Genomic DNA, 23,160 nt, shown 5'->3' with positions numbered 1-23,160 from the left:
CTGGCCCTGTGAAATCAGAACGTCCGCCTGACGTAGCTTCGCGACGATCTCCTCGGGCTTCGGGTGCTTTGCCATCTCGTCCGTCCTCCAGGCTCAAAAGCCATACCAAAGGGCGGACCACTTCAATGGGGGCTGACCAGTCGGCGTATCCTTCGTAGATGCGGCACACCTCGGCGTCGGTCAGTTCCTCGCCGATGCTCTCGTGCGGGCCGATCACTGTTGCTCGCATCCGCACGCCTGGGGCGAGCTGCTTCATCACCGTGAAGACAGCTTGATCGGGCGTCGGCCTGATCGGATGGCCTTGGAAAATCTCAAGCTGCTTGCGCTCGGCGCTTGAGATGAGACGGATGCGGTACGTGCGATGCGGCCAGCGATCGAAGTAGCGGCGGTCGCCTTCAACGGCCCGGTCGGCCTCCTCGCCGAGCCGCTTCATCTGCCGGCGCTGCCGGCGGGACAGGCTCATGGTGCTCATCGGCCGCCCCCATCAGCAGGGCGCAGGGTGGCGATGGCTTCCTGAGCGGCTAGGAGAGCCCGGCCAGCGCTCCCGAGGGCTCGCACCATGCCGACCGTATCGCCGGCATCCGCGAGGTTACTGGCCGCGATGGAGTAGGACGCGGCGAGCTTGGCGTATTCGGCGACCGCATCCTGCACGAGCGGTTCGCCAGTCCAGGCGCGGGTGGGGGTGTGAGCGGCCATCACCGGGCCTCGCGCATCTGCGGGCCGATACCGGCGAGACTGGCGAAAACGGCGGCAACCTGGTCCGACACGCGGAGCCGGCCGGCCAAGCGGCGCTCGATGGCGGCCTGAACCGCCGTGGTATCGGGGACGGGCTCAGTCGCGATGACGGCGAGGGATTGGGTCTTGGTCTTGGATTTCACGATAGGCTCCTGTGAGTAGGGAGCCGGTCCGAAAACCCTTGGCGCTGGTCACCAAATCGCATAGATACAGCGGTGTCGAAGCGCTGATTATACGATCTGACGCCGGTCCTGGTTTTCGGGGCCGGCGTTTTCGTTAGGCAGCGATGGGCTGAGGCGTGAGCGAGTGCGGCGGCAAGCCGAGCATTTCGCGGAGCTTCGCGGTCGGGACGCGATATTGGCGCCCGATTTTGATCGACGGGATCTCTCCAGTCTCACGGGCGCGGTACGCGGTCTTTCGGCTGATGCCGAGGACGCGGCCTGCCAACTCCACGTCCACCGTCGGTTCTGTCAGCACCCTCATGATGTCGTCGGCCATCAGCGCCTCATTTCGTCGTGCGGTAACTGGACGAAATTCGTAACACCTCTGGATGCCCCTTGTCACCCCCTATTGCACATTTTCCGCACTACATATAAATCGAGTGCACCAGAGGGGATTGAGTGCCATGAGCGACGACGATCAGCCGAAGCGTCGAGGTCGGCCGCCGAAGTCTGTTTCCGGTCCGAAGGTCGGGACGCTTACATTCCGCACGCGCGCAGACTTCCGCGAGCGGTTGGAGCAAGCGGCGGCTCAGTCGGGGCGATCTGTGACGGAGGAAGTTGAGCTGCGGGTTGAGCGATCATTTGAAATGGATCGTGTTGTTCGTCGATTGGACGACTTATGTAGTGTTTTTATTGATAATGGAGAGATGGCACGTAATTTTGCGACTTCTTTAATGGCCAACATTGCATCAGTTCAAGATTTAAAAACAAAAAATGGCGAGAAAATCGGATCTCAGAATTGGTCAGAAAGTTTGCCAACCAGGGCGGGAATTCGTGCCGGCGCCATGATTTTACTAGATCACTACGCCCCGGAACTAGACGTCGAAGAATTGGAAACCTGCACTGAACAAGATCTACAAAATATCAAAAAATCTCAGACCCTTGCGGATGTCTGGGCAAAGATGGCTACAGGTCAGGAAGAAGACATAGTCACTCAAGTTATGCGACACAATGACTCAACCAGTTAGTATAACAGGGTACCACTAGATGGAATGAAATCATAAAAATTAATCCAACACTGTATATACACTGATCAGCGATCCTCTACTTTCCAATCATGGAAAGGGAGGCGCCTGTGCGACCGCTCAACCTCGACACCATTCTGATCGTCCGGACCGACCGGAACCTGCACGCGGCCCTGCATGGCGTTGCGCGCCGCGAGGGCACCACGGCTTCGGCGCTCGTGCGTCGAGCCGTCGCTTCGATCATTGCGCCGGAGGACCCTCCGCAGCCGCCCCCGCCGGTCACGCCGGCTGCCGCCTTGCCGGTGGCTGCCTGAGCATGGGTGAGCTCCACCGCCTGCAGCCGCGCAACCTGCCGCCTGCGCCGACCGCCATCTCGATCCCTGAGACCTGGGCAGCGCTGCGGGCAGCCGCGCGGATCACGCACGGGACGCTCGGCGACATCGTCGACCTTCTCGATGCCGAAGCGCCGCCTGCGGACGTGTTCGCGCAGATCGACATCCTGAATACCCAACTCGCCGCTTGCGGGCGCGCCGTGACCTTCCTGAAGGCCACGGGCGCCCCGCCGAGCGCTGCGTGAGGGGAGCGCGACGATGAACGCCCCGACCCCGCGCCTGACCGGCATTGCCCTCGTCCCCGTGCCGACCGAGCACGTCGCGACGCTATGGCCCCAGGCCGAGGGGCATCTGCGCCGGGCGTGCGAGCGGTCGGTGGGCGACATGTCCCCGGAGTCGCTGTTCCTCGACTGCGCCGCCGGCACGAGCGCCCTCGTCGTCATCGTGGACGGCAGCACCCAGCCCTCGACCATCCCAGCCGCCGCCGTCGTCCACTTCCCGCGTCAGGCTGACGGGTCGCTGGCCTGCGAGTTGCGCGCTGCGGGCGGCCGAGCCTTGGCCCTCTGGCAGCACGTCATCCCCGAATTCGAAGCCTGGGCCCGCCATGTCGGCGCGGCCTCAGTGCGCCTGTGCGGCCGGCGCGGCTGGGAGCGCGTGTTCCCGGGCTACCGCGCCCGCCTCCTCGTCTCGCTCGTGAAGGAACTCTGAAAATGCCGGGTGGATTGGGCGGCGGACAGAGCTCCACGCAGAATTCGACACAGGTTGCGACGAAGACCCCGTGGGATCCCGCGATCCCGGGCCTGCAGCAGTCGCTGACGGATGCGCGGATGCTCTACAACGCGGGCATCGGCTCGCAGATCTACGGTGGCCAGCGGGTTGCGGACTTCAGCAACGACCAGTCGGCCGGGATCCAGAGCACCCGGGACCAGGCCGCCTCGGACAACGCCGGGGCGCTCGGCACCAGCTACCTGCAGGGCATCCTGGGCTCCAACGGGATCTCTGCGACGACCCAACAGGGCCTCGGCATGCTGGCGGCTGTCCCCGAGGCCAGCACGGCACGCCTCTCGGCGCTCGCGGACCAGATCGGTAGCGCCTCGAACCCGATTAATCGGACCGCCAACGACTTCATGTCTGGGTCGCGCGACCTGACGACGATCCCGCAGTTGCAGGGCCTGTTCGACAAGTCGCAGCAGATGTCCGCGGCCGAGAAGAACCTGTCCGGCGTGGCAAGCGGTCAGTACCTCGACCCAACGACCAACCCTTACGTCCAGGCGCTGGTCGATACCTCGAGCCGGAATGCCGCCAACGCCGTCAAGGAGTCTTACGCGGCGTCTGGCCGGTACGGCTCGGGCAACTTCGCGGGAGCCACGACGAAGGCCGTCAACGACACGAACACCGCCCTGTACGCGAACCAATACAACCAGGAGCGGGCCAACCAGCTATCCGCCAACACCATGATCGACAGCGCCCGCCAGGCCGCATCAAGCGCCGGGCTTGGGATCACCAACGCGATCTCGGGCGTGCAGTCGACGAACAACAGCCAGCGCCTCGCGGGTGCCGGCCTCAGTCAGGCGCAGCAGGCCGCTCAGGCCGGCGTGCTGGGGCAGGTGCTCGGAGGCGACCAGTTCAACAGCAACCTCGGTGTGACGAAGGCCAACGGGTTTATCGGCGCCGGTCAGCAGGGCCAGACCCAAGCTCTGCAGGCCGCCGGCCTCCTGCCGTCCGTCGATGCGCTGCGGTACACCCCGGCGAGCAACCTGCTTCAAGTCGGTGGCCTACAGCAGCAGCAGAACCAGGCTGGGCTCGACGCGGCCCAGCAGTACTTCCAGGAGACCCAACAGGTGCCGTGGCAGGCTCTGGGTCAGTACGCCTCCTATCCGCTGGCGATCGGCAGCCAGGGCGGCACGACGGTCTCGCAGGGCACGCAGCAGACCAAGACGAGCGGTGTGAGCCCGCTGCAGTCGATCCTGGGCCTTGGGACCGGGCTCTTGTCTCTCGGCACAGGTACGAACAACGCGACCCTCGGCGGCAAGCTGCTGGGCGGCATCGGCAGCTTGTTTGGTAGCGACGAGCGGATGAAGACCGACGTCCGCGAGGTCGGCGAACTGCACGACGGCCAGAAGGTCTACGCCTACCGCTACGGCGACGAGCCCCGGACCCAGATCGGTCTGCTCGCTCAAGAGGTGGCAGACCGCAAGCCTGGCGCCGTCGGCCCGATCGGTCTCGGCGACCTTCTGGGCGTCGACTACGCCAAGGCGACAGAGGACGCGGCCAAGAAGGGCGGCGGCGGATCCTCGGCTCCGGCTGCGCCCCCTGCCGGCGGCCCTGAGCCTGGCCTGACGATGGTGATCCGCGGCGCCTCTGGCCCGCATGCGGTCGAGACTGCGACCGGCCTGGGCCAAGCCATCATGGCGGCTCTGGATCCCGCCAGCGCCCGCTCGGGTGGCGCCCCGGCTGGTCTGCTCGTGCACGCGATGCAGTCGATGATCCCGCAGGAGCCGGAGCCGATCCGGCGCGAACGCCCGAAGCACCAAGCCGGCGGCAAGCGCCGCGCGGCGGCTTGAGGGAGGACGTGATGGATCACCTCGACGCACCTGAGATCGTGCCGGACACCACGGCGCCCGAGCTAGGGCCGCAGACACCGCTGCAGGCCCGGATCGGGACTTGCTGCGCAGACACCGCCGCGAGCTTTCGGGCCATCGCAGCAGTGAGCGCGCAGATCGCCGGAATTCTGGAGACCGGCAACGGTACGTCAGAAGACCTGTGCGGCCTCGTGCAGGCCTACGAGCAGCTTCAAGCGCCTGCTGGAGCGCGACTGGCGTGCCTCGGTGCCGCCCTTTCCTCTGCGGGGTCGGCATGACCGCCCGCACCTCTCCTCCGACTCGAAAGGTTCGCCCGTGAGCGCTGGTCTCAGCTTCGGGGGGCTCCCCGCATTCGCCGATTTGACCCCTGATCAGCAAGCCGCAGTGATGGCGGCCCTGCAGGGACAGGGGCAACCTGCCAGCGCGCCGCCGGCCGCGCCGACCAGTCTGCTCGGCCAGGTCGACCCGCAAGTTACGGGCGGGGCCTCGGGCCGGAGCATTCCAACGGCCATGTCCGAAGCGGATGCACAGAGGATGGAACGGGCGATGGCGTCGACGCAGGATCGCGCTGCGCTCGGCCCCGTGCCTGGATCGCCTGACCAGCTTCTGTACGACCGCGCCAGCATGGGTGGTGGCGCTAACCCGTTCGCGGGCTCGGCCGACCCCTCTGGTGCCCGGCCGACGCCGCTACCGCCCGGTCGACCGAGCGATGCCGACCTACTGTCCGCGCCGCCGTCCCCGACCGCGACGGGCTCAGTGTCGGGCACGAACCCCGGCATGCCGCAAGCGCAGCAGGTCGCCTCGTCGAAGGCGGTCCCTGGGCCGCTGCCGAACCAGCACCTGCCCGCTACGCCGGCTGATCGTGCCGCGGAGCCTACTGGCGGGACTCCTCTCGCGGGCGCCTTCGACCCGCTCACGGGCCAGCCGGTCTCGGGCCAGTCGCGTCCGTTCGGGGCGCCGCAGGGTGCCGTCTCGCCCGTCGGCGCCGCGGCATCGACCAGTCAGGCAGGTGGTGCTGGCGCACAGCCTGGTTTCATGGAACGCTTTATCAGCGGCATGAACAGCCCGGACGGATCTAACTTCCTGCGCTCTCTCAGCATCGGCTTGCTGACACAGCGTGGCATTGGCCCGGCGGTCGGGGCTGCGATGCAGCACTACGACAGCAGCCAGGCTGGATCGCTTAAGAACCAGCTCGAGCAAATTCGCTTCATCCAGCAGCAGCAGGGCCTGCAGGCGACGCGAAAGTATCTCGCCGGCCGGGGTCTGCCTGCGGATCAGGTTGAGGCTGCGGTTCTCAACCCCGCGATCCTGTCCGCTGTGCAGCAGCAGATGGCCCAAAAGTCGCCGCAGCAGCTTCAGGATGAGGCGGCCGCTTCGGCGCGCGGAGCGCGGCTGGGTGGCCCGCAGCTCACAGACAAGGTCGCAGAGGCCGAGGCTTTGGCCGGTGTGAAGGACGCCCACGCCAAGGACGATATCGTCATGGTCCCCGACGGCCAGGGCGGCACGATCGCGGTCAACAAGAGCAACTTGTTCCCCGGCAAAGATGCCGGGGCTGCTGGTGGCGATGCGGGTGGCGACGCGACCACGCGGACGATTATCCCTGGCCATCCCGACAAGAAGGCCAACGAGGGCTTGGACAAGCTCATCGGCGACAACATCACCGGTGGCTACCAGAAGGCGCAGGGCGCGGTCGGCACGCTCGCGGCGATCAGCCGACAGAAGGAAGCCCTCGACAAGGGCGTGATCGCCGGCTCTGGCGCTGACTGGCGGACCCAGGCCCAGGCCATCGGGGCGCAGCTTCTCGGTATCGACCCGAGCCAGTTGAACGCCTCCTACAGCTTCGATGCCGCCTCCACTCAGAAGCAGGCCGAGTTGGCAAAGGCCGTGTCTCAGGCGGGGCACACGACCAACATGGACCTGCAGCTCGGCAAGACGATCGCGGGTGGTGATCGGTCGAAGACGGAGCAGGCTCTGCGCCAAATCGTGGACGCTCAGGAGCAGTTGGCCCGTGACGCCATCGACCGGCACAACGCGGCGCTCGACAAGTACGCCAAGATCGCCCCCGAGGCGGCAGCCCGGACTGGCTTCTTCAAGGTCGAGACGCCCGAAGTCTACAAATACGGGCAGAGCACACCGAACCCGCTGGCCGACCCTGGCACGCGCCTGCCGAACTCCAGCGCCATCCCGAGCCTGGATGTCGGCGGCACGCACCAGTTCCAGGGCATTTCCATCAAGAGGGTTCGCTGATGCCCACGTTCAGTCTCTCTGGCCCTGACGGCGCCGAGTACGAGATCGACGCACCCGACGAAGGCTTGGCCTACAAGGCCTATCAGAACATCGGTGCGGCCTCGAACCCGCCGGCTGCAACCACGAAGGATGCGCCCGCGGCTGGCCTGCCCGGCGACGCCTCGGCCGCTGTCGGGCGGGGTCTCATCAACGGCATCCCCGTGGTCGGCCCCTACGCCTTGTCCGGTCTGGAGCGCGCGGCAGCGGGCGTCCGCTCGCTGCAGAACGACACCAAATTTTCGGACGAGCTCAAGAACGTCCAGGGCTTCAGCCAGGGCACCGCTGAGGCGCACCCCTACGCCACGACCGGCGGCGAGATCGCCGGTGGTGTTATCGCCACCGCGCCCGCCATCGCGGCGGCGCCTGCAGCATTCGGTGCAGGCACGGCTGCGTTGCCGGCTCGGATGGCCGCCTCAATGTTCACGGGTGCCGGAGTGGGCGCAGCGGACTCTGCCGTTCGGAGCGGCGGTGATCTGGATGCGGTTCGCCAAGGCGCCCAGACCGGCGCTGCTTTTGGCGTCGCCGCTCCTGTCGCGGGTTCCGTCGTCGGCGCAGGCATCCGTCGGTTCTACGACATGGTCGGCGGCCTCCGCGCACCGGAGAGTGGGTTCGGCTCTGCCGCCACCCGCATGCTCGGCGAGGATGCGGCGGCTTCTGGCGGCACGCAGGCGGTGCGGGATCGGATGGCGCAGCTCGGCACGCCCGCCATGCTGCTCGACGCCTCGCCGTCCTTCCAGGGCCGAGCCCAGGGCTTGGCGGCCCGGCCTGAGACCATGCAGCAGATCGTGGATCCGATCCGCGCCCGCGACGCAGGCACCACGGCCCGCCTTGCCGCCGATGTGGACGGCGCCCTCGGCCCGGCCAGCAGCCCGCGGGAGTTGGACGCCCAGGTCAAAGCGCTGCGCAGCGTACCCAACACCGCGATCGGCGACGCCGTGCGCAACGCCTCGAACCCAATCGACATCCGCCCGGTGCTGTCGTCGATCGACCAGCGCCTGCAGACGGCCGTCGGCGGCGAGGCGGCCGCCCTGCAGCGTGCTCGTGGTCTCTTGGCGTACACCGATCCAGACAGCGGGTGGGTGACGATAGAGAGCAACCCGCAGCGGCTGCACGGCGTGAAGCAGGAGCTCGACAATCTGATCAACTACGGCGCGCCGGAGATCGGGATCCAGCCGGGCTCGCTCCAGCGCCAGCAGAGCGCCGTCCGGGACGTGCGCGGGCAGTTGAACCAGCACCTACGCGACCAGGTGCCAGGCTATGGCGCGGCCAACGACGCCTCGGCGCAGTTCGCCCGTCAGGCTGACGCGGCCGAGGCTGGATACAACGAGGTGATGCGCTCGGGGCCGAGCGCCCTGTTCCCGCAGGATCTGCAGGCGCAGCTCGCGGCCATGTCGCCAGCCGAGCGGGCAGCCATGGCTCGCGGCAACCGTGCCGACATCGGCCGGATCCTCGGCACGAACGCCAACGACCTCACGGCTCTGTCGAGCACCTTGCAGGGCGAGGGCGGGTTCAACACCGCCAAGATGGGCATGCTGCACGGGGAGGCGCCGACCCAGCGTGTCGTCGATGCGGTCGCTCGGGAACGGGCCTTCGCGGACGCGAACCGCCGTATCGTCGAGGGGTCGCAGACGGCCCAGCGCACACGGGCAGCCGACGCCATCGCACCTCGAACCGCGCTGGGTGACGACCTCGGTGGCACCATGGCCGGCCTGATGGGTGGGCCGAAAGGCTATGCCCTCGCCCAGGTCGCGCGCGCCGGTAAGGCCGGGATCAACGCTGCCGGTCAGGCTTCGGACATCGCTCGCAACCGGCAGCTCGCGGACGCCGTGACTATGACCCAAGGGGAGCGGCTCGACATGCTGCTCGCGGCTTTGGAGGCTCGCGGGCGCACTCAGCAGCAGGCGACGGCGCTCGGAGATCTCGCGTCGCGCGGGACGCAGGCGGCGCTCATGTCTCAGGCGGACCGAGCCCGGCCCTATTTCCCGGCGGCTCTACCGGCTTTCGGACGATGACCGATCCAGGCGTAGGCCCCGGCCGCGAGCCAGACGACGATGAGTGCGACCCACGCGCCGGCCTTCCCAATGTGGTCAACAAGCCACGCGTCGACATTCGGCACAGCCGCGTTCACGGCCCACCCGATCACCGTCATCACGACGGCGAAGACGATAAGGACGGTCAGCGGTTCAGCCCAGCGGCGCATCCCATGAAGATGGCCCCGACCCGCCATTCTGTCGATAGCCACCAGCCTCGGCAGATTTGGCCCCGGGCTGGCGCCGGCCTGAAACCGCACGACGCCACCCGTATTCCCGCAGCGCCCGCCAGTGGGGCGGATTTCGCAGCCATGGGGCATTCTGCATGACAATTGGCTTCGGCTCCCTGCCCTCCTTCGCGGGAGGCGATGATCAGAACCCGCTGAGCCCCACCCTGCAGCAGTTTCTGCAACAGCAGCAGCTCGCCCAGGCCCAGGCGCCGGCTGCGCCCCCCCAGGACGTCCTTGCGGCCACCCCGCCGGGCTTCACCGGCTACGCGCCACAGACCCCGCCGACCGGGGTGCCGACGCCCGTGGTTCAGCCAGGCGCCCAAGCGGCCGGTGCCGGGCTTCTGTCGATGCTCGGCCCTAACAGCGCCGAGGCGGCGACGCCGGACCCGGGCGACATCCGCGGCCGGTTCATCAGCACGTTGCAGAGCGGCGGCCTGACCAATCCGAACGGCCTTGGGGCGGTGGCGGCCTACGCCCAGCACGAGAGCCGGTATTCGCCGAGCAACATCACCGGGTCATGGTCGGACCCAAGCGAAAGCGGCCAGGCGGGCCAGTCCGGTGGGATCCTGTCGTGGCGCGCCGATCGGCTCAAGGCCATGAAGGATTTCACGGCTGGGGCGCCCGATCCAGTGGTGGCGCAGGCCAAATTCACCCTCGCGGAGAACCCCGCGCTGATCTCAGCCCTGCAGAGCGCTCAGAGCCCGCAGGAAGCCAATCGGCTGATGGCCGACGCCTGGAAGTTCGCGGGCTACAACCGACCCGGCGGCGAGAACGCGGCGCGGCTGGCGACCACGCAGGCCTACGCCAACAGCTTCGCGAGTGGTCAGACCCTGCCGGGAGTATCAGCTCCTCGCGGTGGTTCGATGGGCTCGACGGCGCAGCAAGGCGGCTTCGGGCTCGGTGGTGTCGTCGGTCAGGGTGCCGCCGTGCCAGGTCAGGCCTCTTCGGCGCCTGGCGTCGCCTCGCTGTCGGCCCAGCCGCTTGCGGTTGCCCCCCCGCCGACCGGGTTCTCGACCGACCTTGCCGTGCAGCAGCAGGAGACCAACCCCTACGCGCAGATCGGCAACGCCCTGAAGAGCATCGCCGGCGGCCAGCAGAAGCAGGGGCAGAAGGCTGGAGGTGGCATGCCCGGGGCGCCGGATGTTGGCACCCGACCAATCTCGCTGCAGCAGGCTCGGGCCATGTTCGACCCGGGCAAGTTCTATGGGATGCTGCATGGTGCTGGAGTGCGTGGCCAGGTTCGCGGATCGTAGGTTTGGCTGTGCTGCCCGAGTATGCAATCCAACATAGCGAGCGCACGGGCGGCCGCTTTCTGCTTCTCAGTCCTGAGCCGCGCTGCCGGCGGGCGGAACAAGTTGATTTTCAGGTGCTGCAGCCTTCTCTGGCGGCGTTCCGGTCCGACGTGGCGCGGCGTGAGCGGCGGGCCGCGGAGGAGTTTTGGCCGCCTCTGGCTTCACGGGGGGAGGTGTCGGCGGTTGCTGCGCGGCTGGTGCTGGCACTGGAGCTGCCGGCGTCGACGACCCAACACTCACAGAAACGCCAAACAAGCGCCAACGGCCGTCTACCGGAGCAAAGAGAAGTTCGAAATTTACCTGCGATGGAATGGACGGGAAGAACCCCGCCATGTGCAGGAGACCGTTCGTCTCGATTTGCGGTAGCAGCGTGAGTTGCGGGTCGATCACCGCCACGCCGGAGAGATCGAGCTTCTGTGCGCGCTGGCTGGCAAAAATCTCTCCCAGACGCGCGGCTGTGTTGAGGTCGCGAAATCCTGGCGCCGAGAGGTCGCGCAAAACGGTGTAATTGCCGGTCTCGTTGGCCTGGTTCAGCGCTAGCAGCGCTGAGCGCACGAGGATTAGAACACCGTTCCGATCGATTTGAGCGGGTTGGGGGCCAGCAGGCTTCGTGGTCTCAACCGGCGGCTTCGGCTGAGCCAGCACTGGGCTCGCTGCCAAAGCGAGTATCGCTCCGGCAATCGAGCTCCAACGGCACAACGTCATTACCATGCGTACATCAAACTACCGCGACCACCGACGTTGCTCCGACCGCTCGTGCCGAACCCGACACCGCCGGAGGCGAACACGTTGTCGCTCAGGCGCACGATGCCGGTGAAGCCGACCGCCGTCGAGCCGTGATACGTCCCAAAGCCGCCCGACACAGCATACGTCTTGCCTTCCGGCAGAACCGCGCCCGTAAGCGAAAGAGCGACAGCCGTACCGGAGAACGCGTCGCGCACCTGCCGTTGTAGGCGCGCTGTGGCGAGCTGAAGCCCGGCTACGCTGTTCTCAAGGTTGCCGACACGTCCGTCCAGGGCTGCGATGCTGCTCGGTCCATAGTTCGATGCAGCGAGATTACCGGCCGCATCCGTCGTGACGAAGCCCGTCGACCCGGACTGTGCGGCTAGGCTCTGAGCAGAGGTCAGGCCCGCTAGGGTGTAGGTCTGGCTCGCCGTGCCGATCGCGACCTGGTTGGCCCGCGTCGTCGCCACACCGGTACCGATAGCGACGCTATTGGCCTGGGTCGCGGACGCGCCAAAGCCGACCGCCACGCTGTTCGGTCCCGCAGCGTTCGCCGAACGACCAAGTGCGGTGCTGTTGGTGCCGGACGCTGTCGCGAAGGCGCCGAATGCTGAGGCTTCATTGCCGGTGGCCGCCGCGGCGAAGCCCACCGCCGTAGTCGGATCAGCACTCGCCTGAGCAAAAGCACCGATGGCGACTGCACCAGCTTGTGTGGCTTGCGCACCCGTGCCGATTGCTGTGCTGGCCGTACCGGACGCGACGCTACCGAAGCCACCCGAGATCGCGTCCGCACCAGTCGCCTGTGCAGCTGAATAGCCGCTAGTGTTGTTGGCGCGGAAAGGGCCAGAAGTACCGTTCTGAAGGCTCGTGATATTCTGCGTATTGGCCGTGGTAGCCACGTCGAGCGCACCAATTGCGCTGCCGACGTTGTTATACGTGCCGCCCTGTACGTTGTAGCTCGGCGCAGTAAAAGCGCCGGTGACTGCATTGAGATTTGCACCACCACCAAGCGCAATTGCGATGTTGCTTCCGACAGCTTGCAATTGGCTGACATTGACAGCGTCGGTCGCGCTGCTTCCAGCGGCCACGCCAGTGAGCTGGCGATTACCGACCGCTGTCCCAATGGCAACCTCGCCTACGGACGACTGCACCGTAGGCAAGCCAAAGCCGACATAGTTCGCGCTGGCTCCTCGATTTGCTACGGAACCTTGACCGAGCGCGACGTTGGCTCCTGTGGCGGTAGTCGCGATGCTGGCCCCTTGTCCGAGGACAACCGAGTTGCTTACGGCATTGTCCGTTGCACCTTGCCCAACGACCACGCTGCGTGCCCCGGCTGCGGTCGCGCCCTGCCCGATCGCGGTCGTGTTCAGGGCGTTCGCGAGCGCGCCTTGGCCAATGGCAGTCGCGTTGTTCTGTCCGGCCGCCGTCGCACCTGCACGAGAGCCCTGACCAATCGCCGTGGTGTTGGCGTTCGAGAAGGCGCTGTTCGGCGTCTGATCGTCGATACCATTGCTGGCACCGGGACTAGCGCTGAACGGATCCCCGCCTGAGAATGCATGATCCCCTATCGCGACACTGTTCGTGCCATTCGAGAAAGCATCCGTGCCATAAGCTGCGGCCCCAGTGCCTGGCTGGGTAGAGAATTGACCGTCAGGAGTCTGATAGGTGTAAGGCAGATTATTGCTGTAAGCACATTTGTCCGTCCCAGGAATATAATAAAAGCCAGGGGCAAAGCTAGAGCCTACACCAGCATTGTCACAGACCCGAACATACTCGATAGGGGCTGCGGAAACCGCACGTACAAACACCGCGTTAACGAAAAATAAAGATGTTGTTCCGGCGAGGAGATTTACAGTCAAAGACCGCAAGCTTGCGTTCGACAGGCACATCATCGTCTTCACATTTCGCAAACTATGACATTTCTTTTTTGCCTATCGGATTATCCCCAGCAAATAAATGCCAAGCTGATCTCACCTAGGTAGAAATTGCGTCCTGTCACACCTCGGCCACACAGCATGCGGTAGCGGCGAGTCCGATGACGTCAGCAATCGGCAGACAGAACCGCGAAACGATTGGCGTGTGCGAGTCGAAGCACCACAATCAGGCAGCTTGGATATTTCGCCTTTCAGCCTCCTCCCGCCACGCGTCCCGCTCGGTCCGCATGGCCTCGACCAGGGCGTGCATGTTGCCGGCGTCGATCGCGGTCTCGACCAGCATGTCCTGGGAGGCGGCCAGTTGCTTGCGCAGGTCGGCGTTCTCAGCCGCCAGGGTCAGCAGGATCGCTGCTACGTCGTCACCCATGCCGGCACCCACCCACTACCTCAGGGACGCGGCTGGTAGGACCGCCATGGTTACCGCGTTGGAAAGGATGGGAGTTCGGGATCTCTGCAGGTGGGTTGGTCCACAGCAGGATTGCATGCGTCCTTCAGAAAGGCTCGCGAGCAAGAGCGCGTCGACAGGACGTCCAACCGCTACGCTTTCGCCCGGACCGATGGCAGAGTGCCGCCATCATGCCGATCCGGCCCGAGCACCGCTTCTTCTACCCGATCGACTGGCGCGAGCTATCGATGGCGATCCGCTTCGGCAGGGCGCAGGGTCGCTGCGAGAGCTGCGGGCGACCGCACGGGCAGATGGTCTATCACCTCGGCGATGGCCGCTGGTGGGACGCAGAGGCCGGCCGCTGGCGCGATGGATGGGGACGCCGGATCTGGGTCAGATCGGGTACTGACATCCTCGGCCGCGCTCGCCGGACCCATGTCGTCCTAGCGGCCGCGCATCGGGATCACGATACGGCCAACAACGCGGACGCTAACCTCGCGGCCTTCTGCCAGCGATGCCACATGATCCACGACCGGCCGGAGCATCAGAGGCGACGCTGGCGCACGCTGTTCCGGCGGAAGGCGCTCGGTGACCTGTTCGGCGGCCCATACGCCTGAGGGTTGTTTGTGAATGCGCTCATACCTGGGCGAAGCGCGGAATACCCCGGGTCGCTTCAGCCCAGTAGACCGGTTCGAAGGGTACCTGCTTCGACCACACGATCGCGCCTTCCTGCGAGATCAGGAACGCCGATGCCAGTTGCATACTGGGCAGGTCCAGGCAGATTTTCCGCGCCACCACGATGGCGGAGTTCGCGTCGCGAGCTTTCACTTCACGCGTGTCGGCCACCAGTCCCTGCCGGGCGTCGGAGAAACGGTACGAACACCGAAGATGATACACCTCGCCGGCCTTTGATCGGCGCTCGCGCGGCAAAGCCGTGGGGGCGGGGCGTCTCGGGCGCCTCGGTCGGCGCGGTCGCCGTCCATCCTTGAGCCGTTCTGAAAAGGGGATCTCAATTAGCTTTTGATCCGCCACGTCGGCGATCTCGAAGGCGTAGGGCATGGGGTTCAGTCCTGAACGCACGAAATCCATGGCCATTCCCGGTATTGCGCGGCAAGCCTCTAGATAGGCAGTCTCCAAGTCCGGGAACTCCAGCCCCTCATCATCGCGTTCTAGGCCTGCTGGTGAGCGTAGGTGGAAGCGGAACAGCGGCATCAGATCTCCCTTAGGCGCGTGCCGGGGCGCCTGGAGGACGGCACAATTGCCGCGAAGGGCAATCAAAATGGACAACCCTACCGGTCCGGCCATAGATCCTGGTCGTGAGCTGGCGCTTGTGGTCTCCAGTCCCGCCGCACCGCGCCGACTCTGATGCGACTGTCCGGCCGAGGCTTCACGAGCAAGACGCAGGGGACTGGCCTACGGTCGGCTTTCATGACGTGCTTGCCCGCTGCGCACTCTGCAGTGTCGCGAACCCCTCGGACCACGTACCGAGTCATCGGTGCCTCCTATAAAGAAGACGCCCGATGACAGCCGCCTCACGCGTGCTGCATGTCGGCGGGGATCTTGCCACCGTTCTTTGCGAGTTTCTGCACCCCCTGCTTATGCAGCCATACGTTCATCGTAGCCGAGTCGTCCTTGTCGCCAGTGTAATGCAACTCGTCTGCGGGCTGCTTGCGAGCAGTGAGGCTGCTGTCGAGGTCAAGCAACGGTACGGTAGCGGCTACGGTAGGAGCAGAGGTATCACACCACACGCACTGAAGGTGCGGGTGGAGCCGAGAAATTCGCCTCAGTGTGCTGCTTCGTTCGCGAGCTCGGATGGGTAGGGGACTTTAGCCAAGGCCGTCCCATTCTCATCCAAGATGGCCACCTGCCAATGAAACGGGTCTTCAGCACCTGCGGCGCGCTCCCTGAGGATGCGCTTCCAGACCTCCAAGGCCTCGATCGTTGCCGCCTCAAGATCGGGGAGATCGATCCCACTGTGGTCGCGCGTCACGTCATCGCCAACGTGCAGGACGTCGAAAAAGTAGCGTGGCATCCGCTCTCCTGTGATGCTGAACCTATCTGCCTGCACTACTCTGCCGTGTGTATTCAAGGTTCATCAAGCCCAAGCGTTGCAGCGCCCGACTAAGGCGCATAGCGCAAGGCATAAGCCCTGATCTCTCGGAGCGGATTTGCCGGGTGACCATGCGCTCCTGTCAGCCACTGGTAAGTGTAACGAGGAAGTACCTAGGGCAGAGGGTCAACTGCTAATTCAGTGCGGCGTTACCTGCTTCAGGGCTATGCTGCCGCTCAAGCGGCTACGGCTTCACACCGGAACCGCAGGGAAGGGTCCTTGAGCGCCCGCTCCAGCTCCTGCCGGAAATCCTCAGCTCCGTTGTGCCAACCTCTCGGATCGGCCTCGTAGAGCGCCATAACCTCGTGGAAGCGCTTATGCGCGCGACCGAAGACAGTCTCATGTAGGCCCTGACGGTCGAAGAACACCCCGATGCTACAGGCATGCGGGTCCTTCGATGCCTCCTCCCACGCTATCGGCAAGGGCTGCCCCATCAACGTCCGACACGCTTCCACCACGCGCAGATGGCCAGCATAGGCCCCCAGCAGCGAGGTCGGTGTCTTGTCGAAGTCCCCGATCTCCGGGCGTCCAGCCAACCAAGCGGCGACAGCCTCCCCCGGCATCGGCCGCGCGATCCCGTACCCCTGGCCAAGATCAACCCCAAGCACGCGCAGAGCGTCGCGGATCTCGACCGTTTCGACGCCCTCGACTACAAGCCGTTTGCCGATGCTGCGCGCCAGGCTCTGCAAGCTGAGCGCAAAGTGCAGGTCTCTGGGCCGATCTCCGAGGCCGCGCGCGAATGACTGGTCGAGCTTCATGATATCGACCGGCAAGTCGCGCAGGTTGATCAACGAGGAGTAGGCGCTGCCGATGTCATCGAGGGCGACACGGATGCCGAGCGCACGGATCGCATGCAGACGCTTGGACATCCGCGCGCAATCGGTCGTGGCATGACCTTCGAGCAGCTCAAGAACGATCGCGCCCTCGCCTACGGGGCCATATTGATCGAGGACGCTGTGCACCAGGTGGAGGAAGCCGTCCGAGAGCACGAGTGGCACCTCGACGTTCACGGCGACGTATCTCTCGCTACCAGAGCACGGGAGCGCTCCCTGTAGGGCGATGGCCTGCCTGAGCATTTCACGAAACAGCGCAGTGCGATCGGTCAGCGATAGACCCGGCAGAAAGGAGGCTGGGCTCAAGAGCTGATCGCCGAGAGCAAGGCGGGCCAGGGCTTCGAGCCCGACGATCTCGCCTGTCTGGAGGTTCTCGATCGGCTGAAATACGGCCTGCACCTGCGCGTCTGTCAGCAATCCAGAAACGCTGGAATTGGCTCTAATGCCAGGCTTGCGGACCTTGGTCGGCGGCAGGCTCATCGGCGTTCCCGGTGGAGCTTGACCGAGCATGGGTCGGCCACGACGCAGGGTTGTGAATTAATCTACGTTACGTTGCAAAGGTGTTAATACATATTGGAAGTGGTGACGCCAAAGGGCACGTACCGAGTTCAGCTCACCAGTCGTAGAGAACGGGCGATCATGCTGGCGGTGCGAACCTGGTTTCGGCCTCCTTCCTTGGCCACGTACAGTGCTTCGTCTGACTTCGCGACAAGCGCGGCCGCGTTGGGCACCAGGATTTCAGGAACGCTGGCCACGCCGCAGCTCACTGTGAGCACCGCGTGTGGCCCCGCTGCGTGAGGCATAGCCCAGCCCATAACCGCTGTCCGGATCCGCTCGGCCACGATCTCAGCGCCCGCTAAGTCAATCTCAGGCAGGATGACAGCGAATTCCTCGCCGCCAATGCGGCAGGTCATGTCGCTGGCACGGTTTGCTGCCGCCCGGATCGACCCCGCAATCAGGCGAAGCGCCTCGTCACCGCGCTGATGGCCATAGGTGTCGTTGAAGCCCTTGAAGCAATCTGCGTCGATCAGGATCAGCGACAGCGGCCGGTGGCCCCGCACTGCGCGGTCCCATTCCTGCGCAACCGTCTCGTCGAAGCGCCGCCGATTACCGAGGCCGGTCAGGGCATCGGTAGCTGCCTGTGCTGCAAGGCGTGCGTTGGCGGCGAGCAGTTTGGTCTCGGCCTGCTCGCGTCGAACCAGTTCCCGGCGCAGCAGCCAAGTCAGCCCAGCCGTGACGCCGCAGAGGCTGAGCAGTACCATGCCGAGGCCGAGGGCTCGATGCCACCACTCGGCATAGATCGTGGATGGTTCCACGGCGATACTGAGGGTTAGGGGCTCCGTGCCAAGCCGCGCGAAGGTGAGTCGGCGCTGCCCTTCCCCGAACATCGCGGGTCCGACGAAGCTACCTTCCCGCATTGCGATCATGCGCCGATAGCTCGGCAAATCGGCTACGCTCATGCCGATTGCGCTCCGATCGAACGGCTCGCGCATCAGGACGATGCCCTCTGGTCCATAGAGCGTCACGGTTCCGGCATGCTCGGCATCGACCGAGGTGAACAGGCTGCGCAGGTAGTCCGTCTTGATGCCTCCGACTACGACGCCGGCGAACGAACCGTCAGGGTTCGAAAGGCGGCGGGAGAGCATGACCATCTGCTGGCCGCTTACCCTCGAGATAGCAGGAGGGCTGATGTGCAGACCGTCGTCGTCAGAATGGGCAGCGAAGTGACGGAAGTACTCGGTATCGGAACGATCAAGACCCTTTGGCACCAAGTCGTTCGAGCCGGAGATGATGACGCCTCTCGCGTCGAGGAGCAGCAGGAAAGCGAAGCCTGGTGCTGACGCAGCCCGATCGAACAGGATCAGCTGGCGCAACTCGGGTGACGCCTGTGCGACGTCGGTTCGGCCAAAGCTGTCGACAACTGCTTGTAGGGACAGATCATAGAGTTCGACGTTGCGGGCAATATCGCGACCGAGCACCTGAACGAGGCTGTTGGCGGTCAGCTGGCTACGATGCTCAGCGTCCGTGCGCATCTGCCAGAGCAGAAACGCGGCCACGCTGATCAGACCGGCGACGGTGAGAAAGTTGGCAAGGACCAGCCACCTGGCTAAGGATCGTCCGAGCCACAAGTGGTAAAAGCGCCCTGGCGGGCTGGTCTTAAGGTGTACCACCTCAGGCCTACGCGGTTTAAAGATCCCAACGCAGAAAGGCAGAAATCAATTGCCAATCGCTTACCCTTACCATGACAATTTGTAGGGTGGGAGGCGATAGGTGCTGCCTGCCCTGAGCGTGTTGGCAGGATGTGCCGGCGGTGGACATCATCGCGGCCAGGCGCGGGCACGGACAACATCAGAGTTGACAGCTAACTGTCTAGATTTAGGGCCGTGAGCCGGCGCTTGCGGTGTCCAGTTCCCCCGCCACACCGACCCTCATGCGACTGCCCGCCCAAGGCCTCACGGGCGAGACACGGGGAACTGGCCCACGGTCTCCTGTCGTCACGTGCTTGCCCGCCGCACGCCGTGTGGTGTCGCGGGCCCCTCAAGAACGGCTGGCCGAGGACCAGCGGTATTTCAACCCATGTTATTTTCGAAACAGTTCGAATTCATAGACCATGCAGCTGAATGGTAGCCGCGCCTTTTGCAGCCTACTAGACTTTGCAGCTTTCATTAACTGACCAAGCTTAGATTGTAGGCCTCGGAGCTTGGTATGCGATCAGTTTATACGTGCCTCACTCAGGCGCACGATCATGCGCTGATCCTGCTCGCTGCAGGCGTCTGCATCGTCGGGGTCTACGGCTCTTTTTCCGTCGCAACTCATGCGGCGCGCTCCGAAGGCCGCGCGGCTGCGGTTTGGGCGTGTGCTAGCATTATCGCCTCGGGCTGCACCGCCTGGGCGACCCACATGATCGGCCTCCTGGCTTTTCGTCCAGGCATGCCTGCGGGGTTCGATCCCTATCTGACCGCCTTGTCGCTGCTGGTGGCCATTGCGGGGATCGGGATCAGCGTCGCCCTGGCGATCGGCCAGCGCAGTCGCGTCTATCGCTTCCTGATCGGCCTCCTCCTTGGCGCCAGCGTCGCCGCGCTGCATTATCTCGGCGAAGCCTCCTATGTCGTCGCCGGCACGGTCGCGTGGGATCCACAACTGCTGGCCCTTTCTATCCCCACGAGCCTGCTCGTATTCGGCACCGCCATGGTCGTGACGGGAGAGCGCCGCCGCGACCTCCGACGCGCTGGGGCGCCGCTTCTGATCGCCGCCATCGCCATCCTGCATTTCTGCGGAATGGCGGCGATGACGCTCACCTTCGATCCGGCTCGCCTGCTGCCGTCCGGGGCGGTCCCGCCGGAGCTGATGGCGCCCGTGGTGGCAAGCGTATCCCTCGGCCTGCTGGCCCTGGGGTTGGTCGGCCTGCGCCTGACCTTGAATTTCCGCGCGCAGGTCCGGCGGGACCAGGAACGACTGCGCGAGTTGGCCAGTCTCGCGGTCGAAGGGCTGGCCGTCTGCGACGGTACGGTGATCACGACCGCCAACCGGAGCCTAGAACGTCTCTCGGGCCTAGACGCCGGCGCGCTGAACGGCCGCGACCTGCTCGGGCTGTTTCCCGGGCTCGACGTCACCGCGCTGCCTGAGCGCGAGGAGCGCGAGGCGGAGCTGATTGGTGCCGACGGACAGCGCGTGCCAGTGCGCGTCCTGCGCAGCGATGTCCGGCTGGGCGGCAAGCCGCAGACTGTGCTGGCCATCCGCGACCAGCGGGAGCGCCTGCAGACCGAGTCCCGGATGCGCCTGCTGGCCTTCTCTGACGCGTTGACCGGCCTACCCAACCGAGCTCATTTTCAAGATCTGGTCGCGCTGCACGCAGCCTCGTACCGCGAGCACGGACGCGCCTTCGCGATCCTCATGCTCGACCTGGACCGGTTCAAGTTGGTGAACGACACGCTTGGTCACGGCCTGGGCGACACGCTTCTGCGCAAGACCGCCCAGCGCCTTAAGGCGGCACTCGGCGTGCACGACATCGTCGCGCGCCTCGGCGGCGACGAGTTCGCGATCCTGCAGGTCGACGTTGCCGGCCCTGAAGCCACCGACGCACTGGCGACTCGCATCATCGAGTTGATGGGCCGGCCGTTCCTGATCGACGGCATGCTCGTCAACGTCGGCGCGTCCGTGGGTGCGGCGTTCGCCCCGATGGACGGCATCGATCCAGATCAGCTCCTGCGCAACGCCGACCTCGCGCTCTACAAGGCCAAGGCGGACGGCAAGGGTACGTTCCGGAGGTTCGAACCTGCACTGGACGCACGCATGCAGGCCCGCCGTGGTTTGGAGGCCGATCTGCGACGCGCCATCGTCGTTCAGGAGTTCGAGCTGTACTACCAACCGCTCGTTGACGCGCGCACCGGCCGTATCAACGCCGCGGAGGCGCTGGTGCGCTGGCGTCATCCGGACCGTGGCCTGGTCTCACCCGCTGAATTCATCCCGCTTGCCGAGGAAACCGGTTTGATCGGGCCGTTGGGCCAGTGGGTGCTGCGCACGGCCTGTGCCCAGGCCGCTCAATGGCCGGTGCACATCCGGGTCGCCGTCAATCTCTCGCCCGCGCAGTTCCGTGATGTGCGGCTCGCGGACACGGTCAAGGCCGCGCTGGCCGCATCCGGCCTTTCTGCGAACCGCCTGGAACTCGAGATCACCGAGGGCGTGCTGCTGGCGGATGAGGAGCGCACGTTAGCCACGCTGACCAAGCTACGAGCGGCTGGCGTCGGCATCTCGATGGACGATTTCGGCACCGGTTACTCGTCGCTGAGCTACCTGCGCAGCTTCCCGTTCGACAAGATCAAGATCGACCAGTCGTTCGTGCGCCAGCTTCCGTCCGATCCGGAGAGTGCCGCGATCGTGCGGGCAATCATCACCATGGGGACGTGCCTTGGGATGTCTATCACGGTGGAGGGGGTCGAGACGGCAGAGCAGTTCGCCTTCACGACTGGGGAAGGATGCGACCAGGTGCAGGGCTACCACGTCAGTCGCCCGCTGCCGCTCGGCGAGTTCCTGTCGTTCGTCGATGCGCGCGAGGCTGCATGACACCGCCGGACAATGCCGACCTGTTCCGCTTGGTCTATCGGAGCCGCAGCGCGATCGCCGGTGGCGCTGAGGCGGTGCAGCAAACCATCGACGCGGTGGTAGCCGCCTCACAGCGCCGCAATGCCGAGGCCGGCGTCACGGGGACGCTGATGTTCACTGGGCTGTTCTTCGTGCAGGCCCTGGAGGGATCGGCCGCAGCTGTCGAGGCAATCTTCGATCGGATCTGCTGCGACCTGCGCCATACCGGCCTAGAGGTGATCGAGTGCGGTCCGGTGCTGGAGCCGGGCTTTGGCAACGGCGCAATGACCTACCTCGTGCCAGATGTTGTTGCCGGGGCGCTGCTGGACCGCATCGGGGTTGAGGTCGAACTCGCTGACGCCGCAGCAGCCGCGATGAAGCTTATGGCTGCTCTGGTTCGAACTGGACCATGCGCGGACGAGCCGGTTCAGAACCTCGCAGCCTGAAAAAATTCGAGCGTTTGTTCTGCGTCCGCCTTGTCGAACGGGCGCAGACCCTCACCGCATAGCTCGGCCCGCGCCACCACCCGCGCGAATTCTCGGATGGCCTGATTGGTCGAGGTCGCCAGCCGCTTGTCGGCAGCCCTTTGAGGGATCCGCTGGCCTCGATTTTCCCAGACCTAGAACCTCAGTAGGCGTGCCCAGCGCGGATTTGCACCCTCCCCCCTGGGATGCTGGGTCATGACGGCCCTCCCTTCGTGCAGGGGTAGGCCAGGTAGCAACCCCCTTCCTGGCCAGCCGCAGCCAGGCCAGCCACTCTGGCGAGACGATCCGCACGATGTTGGTGTCGTTGCGGAAGCCCGTGATCTGGCGCTCCTCGACGGTCAGCAGGCCCAGCTTCCGAGCCTCGCGGATGGCGTTACGCACAGTGGTCTCGGCAACACCGACGATCGCCGCCAAATGCCCAACGGCCAACCGGCAATCCTTCCGGCGGACCACTTCAGCAGCCACGAGCGCGAGCACGCCCTGCTCGGCTAGGGTGAAGCGCGCGGCGATGGCGGGCGGTAGGCGGCCAGAAGCGGCCCAACGGCGGCGGCGCTCCATCGAAGCGTCCGTGCGTGGCCGGGAGCCGACGCCGGGCCTCCTGGGGCTGCTCTGGCGATCCTGGGAGGCATGCCGATCGGTATGGGCCTCGCTCGGCAGCCGACGAGCCGCGGGCGCGTCCGTGCGTGCCTCGATCAGCCCAGACAGCGACTCAGCCTCGGCTTCCGTAATCTTTCCGTCGCTGTACGCGCGCCAGAGCGCAGCCGTGACGGCCGGCAACGCGGCGCGCGTAGCCTCCTCCGCCTGTCGGCGGATCTCATCGGCATAGTTCATCGAACCCGGTCCCTCACGGGCCGCGGCTAGGGTCCAGGCAAAGCCTTCCCGTTGACGGAAACAGGTTCCGTCTTGACACCCCGGGGGGTCTCATGGCTTGTGAG

General features: G+C 65.4%; 24 protein-coding genes and 1 pseudogene. 12 read left to right on the top strand and 13 right to left on the bottom strand.

What is annotated here, in order from left to right; all coding sequences use genetic code 11:
* The 4 genes from MKK65_RS08185 to MKK65_RS08170 all read right to left on the bottom strand — a co-directional run.
* The coding region (locus MKK65_RS08185; protein ID WP_243956947.1) for a hypothetical protein at nucleotides 1–472 on the bottom strand (472 nt) is incomplete at its 3' end.
* Nucleotides 469–696 (bottom strand): hypothetical protein, encoded by a 228-nt coding sequence (locus MKK65_RS08180; protein ID WP_243956945.1) that lies wholly within the window; start codon nucleotides 694–696, stop codon nucleotides 469–471. The genes MKK65_RS08180 and MKK65_RS08185, both read right to left, overlap by 4 nt.
* Entirely contained in the window at nucleotides 696–878 is a 183-nt protein-coding gene (locus MKK65_RS08175; protein WP_243956944.1) for a hypothetical protein, read from the bottom strand. The genes MKK65_RS08180 and MKK65_RS08175 overlap by 1 nt, the downstream gene beginning before the upstream one ends.
* Nucleotides 879–1,011: 133 nt before the next feature.
* The gene (locus tag MKK65_RS08170) at nucleotides 1,012–1,233 is read right to left on the bottom strand and encodes a helix-turn-helix domain-containing protein (RefSeq protein WP_243956942.1); all 222 of its coding nucleotides are present in this window, start codon (nucleotides 1,231–1,233) and stop codon (nucleotides 1,012–1,014) included.
* Nucleotides 1,234–1,360: 127 nt separating this feature from the next.
* Between MKK65_RS08170 and MKK65_RS08165 the strand changes: the two genes are divergently transcribed.
* The 9 genes from MKK65_RS08165 to MKK65_RS08125 all read left to right on the top strand — a co-directional run bounded on the left by MKK65_RS08165 (nucleotide 1,361) and on the right by MKK65_RS08125 (nucleotide 10,634).
* Nucleotides 1,361–1,924, top strand: a complete 564-nt coding sequence (locus MKK65_RS08165) for a hypothetical protein (RefSeq protein WP_243956939.1) — start codon at nucleotides 1,361–1,363, stop codon at nucleotides 1,922–1,924.
* Nucleotides 1,925–2,031: 107 nt separating this feature from the next.
* Nucleotides 2,032–2,235: a hypothetical protein gene (locus MKK65_RS08160; protein WP_243956937.1), complete on the top strand. Its 204-nt coding sequence runs from the start codon at nucleotides 2,032–2,034 to the stop codon at nucleotides 2,233–2,235.
* A 2-nt stretch (nucleotides 2,236–2,237) separates the two neighbouring features.
* Nucleotides 2,238–2,498: a hypothetical protein gene (locus tag MKK65_RS08155; protein ID WP_243956935.1), complete on the top strand. Its 261-nt coding sequence runs from the start codon at nucleotides 2,238–2,240 to the stop codon at nucleotides 2,496–2,498.
* Nucleotides 2,499–2,511: 13 nt separating this feature from the next.
* Entirely contained in the window at nucleotides 2,512–2,961 is a 450-nt protein-coding gene (locus MKK65_RS08150) for a hypothetical protein (protein ID WP_243956933.1), read from the top strand.
* A 2-nt stretch (nucleotides 2,962–2,963) separates the two neighbouring features.
* Nucleotides 2,964–4,817 (top strand): tail fiber domain-containing protein, encoded by a 1,854-nt coding sequence (locus tag MKK65_RS08145; RefSeq protein ID WP_243956931.1) that lies wholly within the window; start codon nucleotides 2,964–2,966, stop codon nucleotides 4,815–4,817.
* Between the two features lie 11 nt (nucleotides 4,818–4,828).
* Complete coding sequence (locus tag MKK65_RS08140) at nucleotides 4,829–5,113, top strand: hypothetical protein (protein WP_243956928.1); 285 nt, start codon at nucleotides 4,829–4,831, stop codon at nucleotides 5,111–5,113.
* Between the two features lie 37 nt (nucleotides 5,114–5,150).
* Entirely contained in the window at nucleotides 5,151–7,082 is a 1,932-nt protein-coding gene (locus MKK65_RS08135) for a hypothetical protein (RefSeq protein WP_243956926.1), read from the top strand.
* The gene (locus MKK65_RS08130) at nucleotides 7,082–9,133 is read left to right on the top strand and encodes a hypothetical protein (RefSeq protein WP_243956924.1); all 2,052 of its coding nucleotides are present in this window, start codon (nucleotides 7,082–7,084) and stop codon (nucleotides 9,131–9,133) included. Before MKK65_RS08135 ends, MKK65_RS08130 begins: the two co-directional genes overlap by 1 nt.
* 343 nt (nucleotides 9,134–9,476) lie before the next feature.
* Nucleotides 9,477–10,634 carry a hypothetical protein gene (locus MKK65_RS08125; protein WP_243956923.1) on the top strand — a complete coding sequence of 386 codons (1,158 nt, stop codon included), beginning with the start codon at nucleotides 9,477–9,479 and terminating at the stop codon, nucleotides 10,632–10,634.
* Between the two features lie 66 nt (nucleotides 10,635–10,700).
* Here MKK65_RS08125 and MKK65_RS08120 read toward each other — a convergent pair whose 3' ends face one another.
* The 3 genes from MKK65_RS08120 to MKK65_RS08110 form a co-directional block, all read right to left on the bottom strand.
* Nucleotides 10,701–11,228, bottom strand: coding sequence for a hypothetical protein (locus MKK65_RS08120; protein ID WP_313902030.1), 528 nt, complete (start codon nucleotides 11,226–11,228; stop codon nucleotides 10,701–10,703).
* 149 nt (nucleotides 11,229–11,377) lie between these two features.
* Nucleotides 11,378–13,288 (bottom strand): YadA-like family protein, encoded by a 1,911-nt coding sequence (locus tag MKK65_RS08115; protein ID WP_243956955.1) that lies wholly within the window; start codon nucleotides 13,286–13,288, stop codon nucleotides 11,378–11,380.
* Between the two features lie 208 nt (nucleotides 13,289–13,496).
* Nucleotides 13,497–13,697 (bottom strand): hypothetical protein, encoded by a 201-nt coding sequence (locus tag MKK65_RS08110; protein WP_243956922.1) that lies wholly within the window; start codon nucleotides 13,695–13,697, stop codon nucleotides 13,497–13,499.
* Nucleotides 13,698–13,906: 209 nt separating this feature from the next.
* On the opposite strand from MKK65_RS08110, the gene MKK65_RS08105 reads away from it, so the two are divergent.
* Nucleotides 13,907–14,332: a hypothetical protein gene (locus tag MKK65_RS08105; RefSeq protein WP_243956921.1), complete on the top strand. Its 426-nt coding sequence runs from the start codon at nucleotides 13,907–13,909 to the stop codon at nucleotides 14,330–14,332.
* Nucleotides 14,333–14,351: 19 nt separating this feature from the next.
* On the opposite strand, the gene MKK65_RS08100 is transcribed toward MKK65_RS08105, so the two are convergent.
* The 5 genes and pseudogenes from MKK65_RS08100 to MKK65_RS31350 all read right to left on the bottom strand — a co-directional run bounded on the left by MKK65_RS08100 (nucleotide 14,352) and on the right by MKK65_RS31350 (nucleotide 18,715).
* A complete protein-coding gene (locus MKK65_RS08100) occupies nucleotides 14,352–14,927 on the bottom strand; it encodes a DUF6894 family protein (protein ID WP_243956920.1) in 576 nt (191 codons plus the stop codon).
* Nucleotides 14,928–15,247: 320 nt separating this feature from the next.
* Nucleotides 15,248–15,421, bottom strand: a pseudogene (locus MKK65_RS08095) (DUF3597 family protein); the annotation flags it as partial.
* A 77-nt stretch (nucleotides 15,422–15,498) separates the two neighbouring features.
* The gene (locus MKK65_RS08090; RefSeq protein WP_243956919.1) at nucleotides 15,499–15,747 is read right to left on the bottom strand and encodes a DUF6894 family protein; all 249 of its coding nucleotides are present in this window, start codon (nucleotides 15,745–15,747) and stop codon (nucleotides 15,499–15,501) included.
* Nucleotides 15,748–16,001: 254 nt separating this feature from the next.
* Entirely contained in the window at nucleotides 16,002–17,138 is a 1,137-nt protein-coding gene (locus MKK65_RS08085) for an EAL domain-containing protein (RefSeq protein WP_243956918.1), read from the bottom strand.
* 128 nt (nucleotides 17,139–17,266) lie between these two features.
* The gene (locus MKK65_RS31350; RefSeq protein WP_243956916.1) at nucleotides 17,267–18,715 is read right to left on the bottom strand and encodes a sensor domain-containing diguanylate cyclase; all 1,449 of its coding nucleotides are present in this window, start codon (nucleotides 18,713–18,715) and stop codon (nucleotides 17,267–17,269) included.
* 649 nt (nucleotides 18,716–19,364) lie between these two features.
* Between MKK65_RS31350 and MKK65_RS08075 the strand changes: the two genes are divergently transcribed.
* Nucleotides 19,365–21,722: an EAL domain-containing protein gene (locus MKK65_RS08075; protein WP_243956914.1), complete on the top strand. Its 2,358-nt coding sequence runs from the start codon at nucleotides 19,365–19,367 to the stop codon at nucleotides 21,720–21,722.
* Nucleotides 21,719–22,186 carry a BLUF domain-containing protein gene (locus MKK65_RS08070; RefSeq protein ID WP_243956912.1) on the top strand — a complete coding sequence of 156 codons (468 nt, stop codon included), beginning with the start codon at nucleotides 21,719–21,721 and terminating at the stop codon, nucleotides 22,184–22,186. Before MKK65_RS08075 ends, MKK65_RS08070 begins: the two co-directional genes overlap by 4 nt.
* Before the next feature lie 51 nt (nucleotides 22,187–22,237).
* Here MKK65_RS08070 and MKK65_RS08065 read toward each other — a convergent pair whose 3' ends face one another.
* The gene (locus MKK65_RS08065; RefSeq protein ID WP_243956910.1) at nucleotides 22,238–23,056 is read right to left on the bottom strand and encodes a helix-turn-helix domain-containing protein; all 819 of its coding nucleotides are present in this window, start codon (nucleotides 23,054–23,056) and stop codon (nucleotides 22,238–22,240) included.
* Nucleotides 23,057–23,160: the final 104 nt, after the last annotated feature.

The sequence above is a fragment of the Methylobacterium sp. J-001 genome, from assembly GCF_022829565.1.
GTDB lineage: Bacteria > Pseudomonadota > Alphaproteobacteria > Rhizobiales > Beijerinckiaceae > Methylobacterium.
The sequence above is the reverse complement of the archived record's forward strand: the minus strand, read 5'-3'. Positions and strand labels throughout refer to the sequence as shown.

Bases quoted from the DNA above. Each gene is read 5' to 3' on its own strand.
- MKK65_RS08180 (WP_243956945.1), bottom strand. From the start codon at position 696: ATGGCCGCTCACACCCCCACCCGCGCCTGGACTGGCGAACCGCTCGTG.
- MKK65_RS08170 (WP_243956942.1), bottom strand. From the start codon at position 1,233: ATGGCCGACGACATCATGAGGGTGCTGACAGAACCGACGGTGGACGTG.
- MKK65_RS08165 (WP_243956939.1), top strand. From the start codon at position 1,361: ATGAGCGACGACGATCAGCCGAAGCGTCGAGGTCGGCCGCCGAAGTCT.
- MKK65_RS08155 (WP_243956935.1), top strand. From the start codon at position 2,238: ATGGGTGAGCTCCACCGCCTGCAGCCGCGCAACCTGCCGCCTGCGCCG.
- MKK65_RS08150 (WP_243956933.1), top strand. From the start codon at position 2,512: ATGAACGCCCCGACCCCGCGCCTGACCGGCATTGCCCTCGTCCCCGTG.
- MKK65_RS08145 (WP_243956931.1), top strand. From the start codon at position 2,964: ATGCCGGGTGGATTGGGCGGCGGACAGAGCTCCACGCAGAATTCGACA.
- MKK65_RS08140 (WP_243956928.1), top strand. From the start codon at position 4,829: ATGGATCACCTCGACGCACCTGAGATCGTGCCGGACACCACGGCGCCC.
- MKK65_RS08130 (WP_243956924.1), top strand. From the start codon at position 7,082: ATGCCCACGTTCAGTCTCTCTGGCCCTGACGGCGCCGAGTACGAGATC.
- MKK65_RS08125 (WP_243956923.1), top strand. From the start codon at position 9,477: ATGACAATTGGCTTCGGCTCCCTGCCCTCCTTCGCGGGAGGCGATGAT.
- MKK65_RS08115 (WP_243956955.1), bottom strand. From the start codon at position 13,288: ATGATGTGCCTGTCGAACGCAAGCTTGCGGTCTTTGACTGTAAATCTC.
- MKK65_RS08110 (WP_243956922.1), bottom strand. From the start codon at position 13,697: ATGGGTGACGACGTAGCAGCGATCCTGCTGACCCTGGCGGCTGAGAAC.
- MKK65_RS08105 (WP_243956921.1), top strand. From the start codon at position 13,907: ATGCCGATCCGGCCCGAGCACCGCTTCTTCTACCCGATCGACTGGCGC.
- MKK65_RS08100 (WP_243956920.1), bottom strand. From the start codon at position 14,927: ATGCCGCTGTTCCGCTTCCACCTACGCTCACCAGCAGGCCTAGAACGC.
- MKK65_RS08090 (WP_243956919.1), bottom strand. From the start codon at position 15,747: ATGCCACGCTACTTTTTCGACGTCCTGCACGTTGGCGATGACGTGACG.
- MKK65_RS08085 (WP_243956918.1), bottom strand. From the start codon at position 17,138: ATGAGCCTGCCGCCGACCAAGGTCCGCAAGCCTGGCATTAGAGCCAAT.
- MKK65_RS08075 (WP_243956914.1), top strand. From the start codon at position 19,365: ATGCGATCAGTTTATACGTGCCTCACTCAGGCGCACGATCATGCGCTG.
- MKK65_RS08070 (WP_243956912.1), top strand. From the start codon at position 21,719: ATGACACCGCCGGACAATGCCGACCTGTTCCGCTTGGTCTATCGGAGC.
- MKK65_RS08065 (WP_243956910.1), bottom strand. From the start codon at position 23,056: ATGAACTATGCCGATGAGATCCGCCGACAGGCGGAGGAGGCTACGCGC.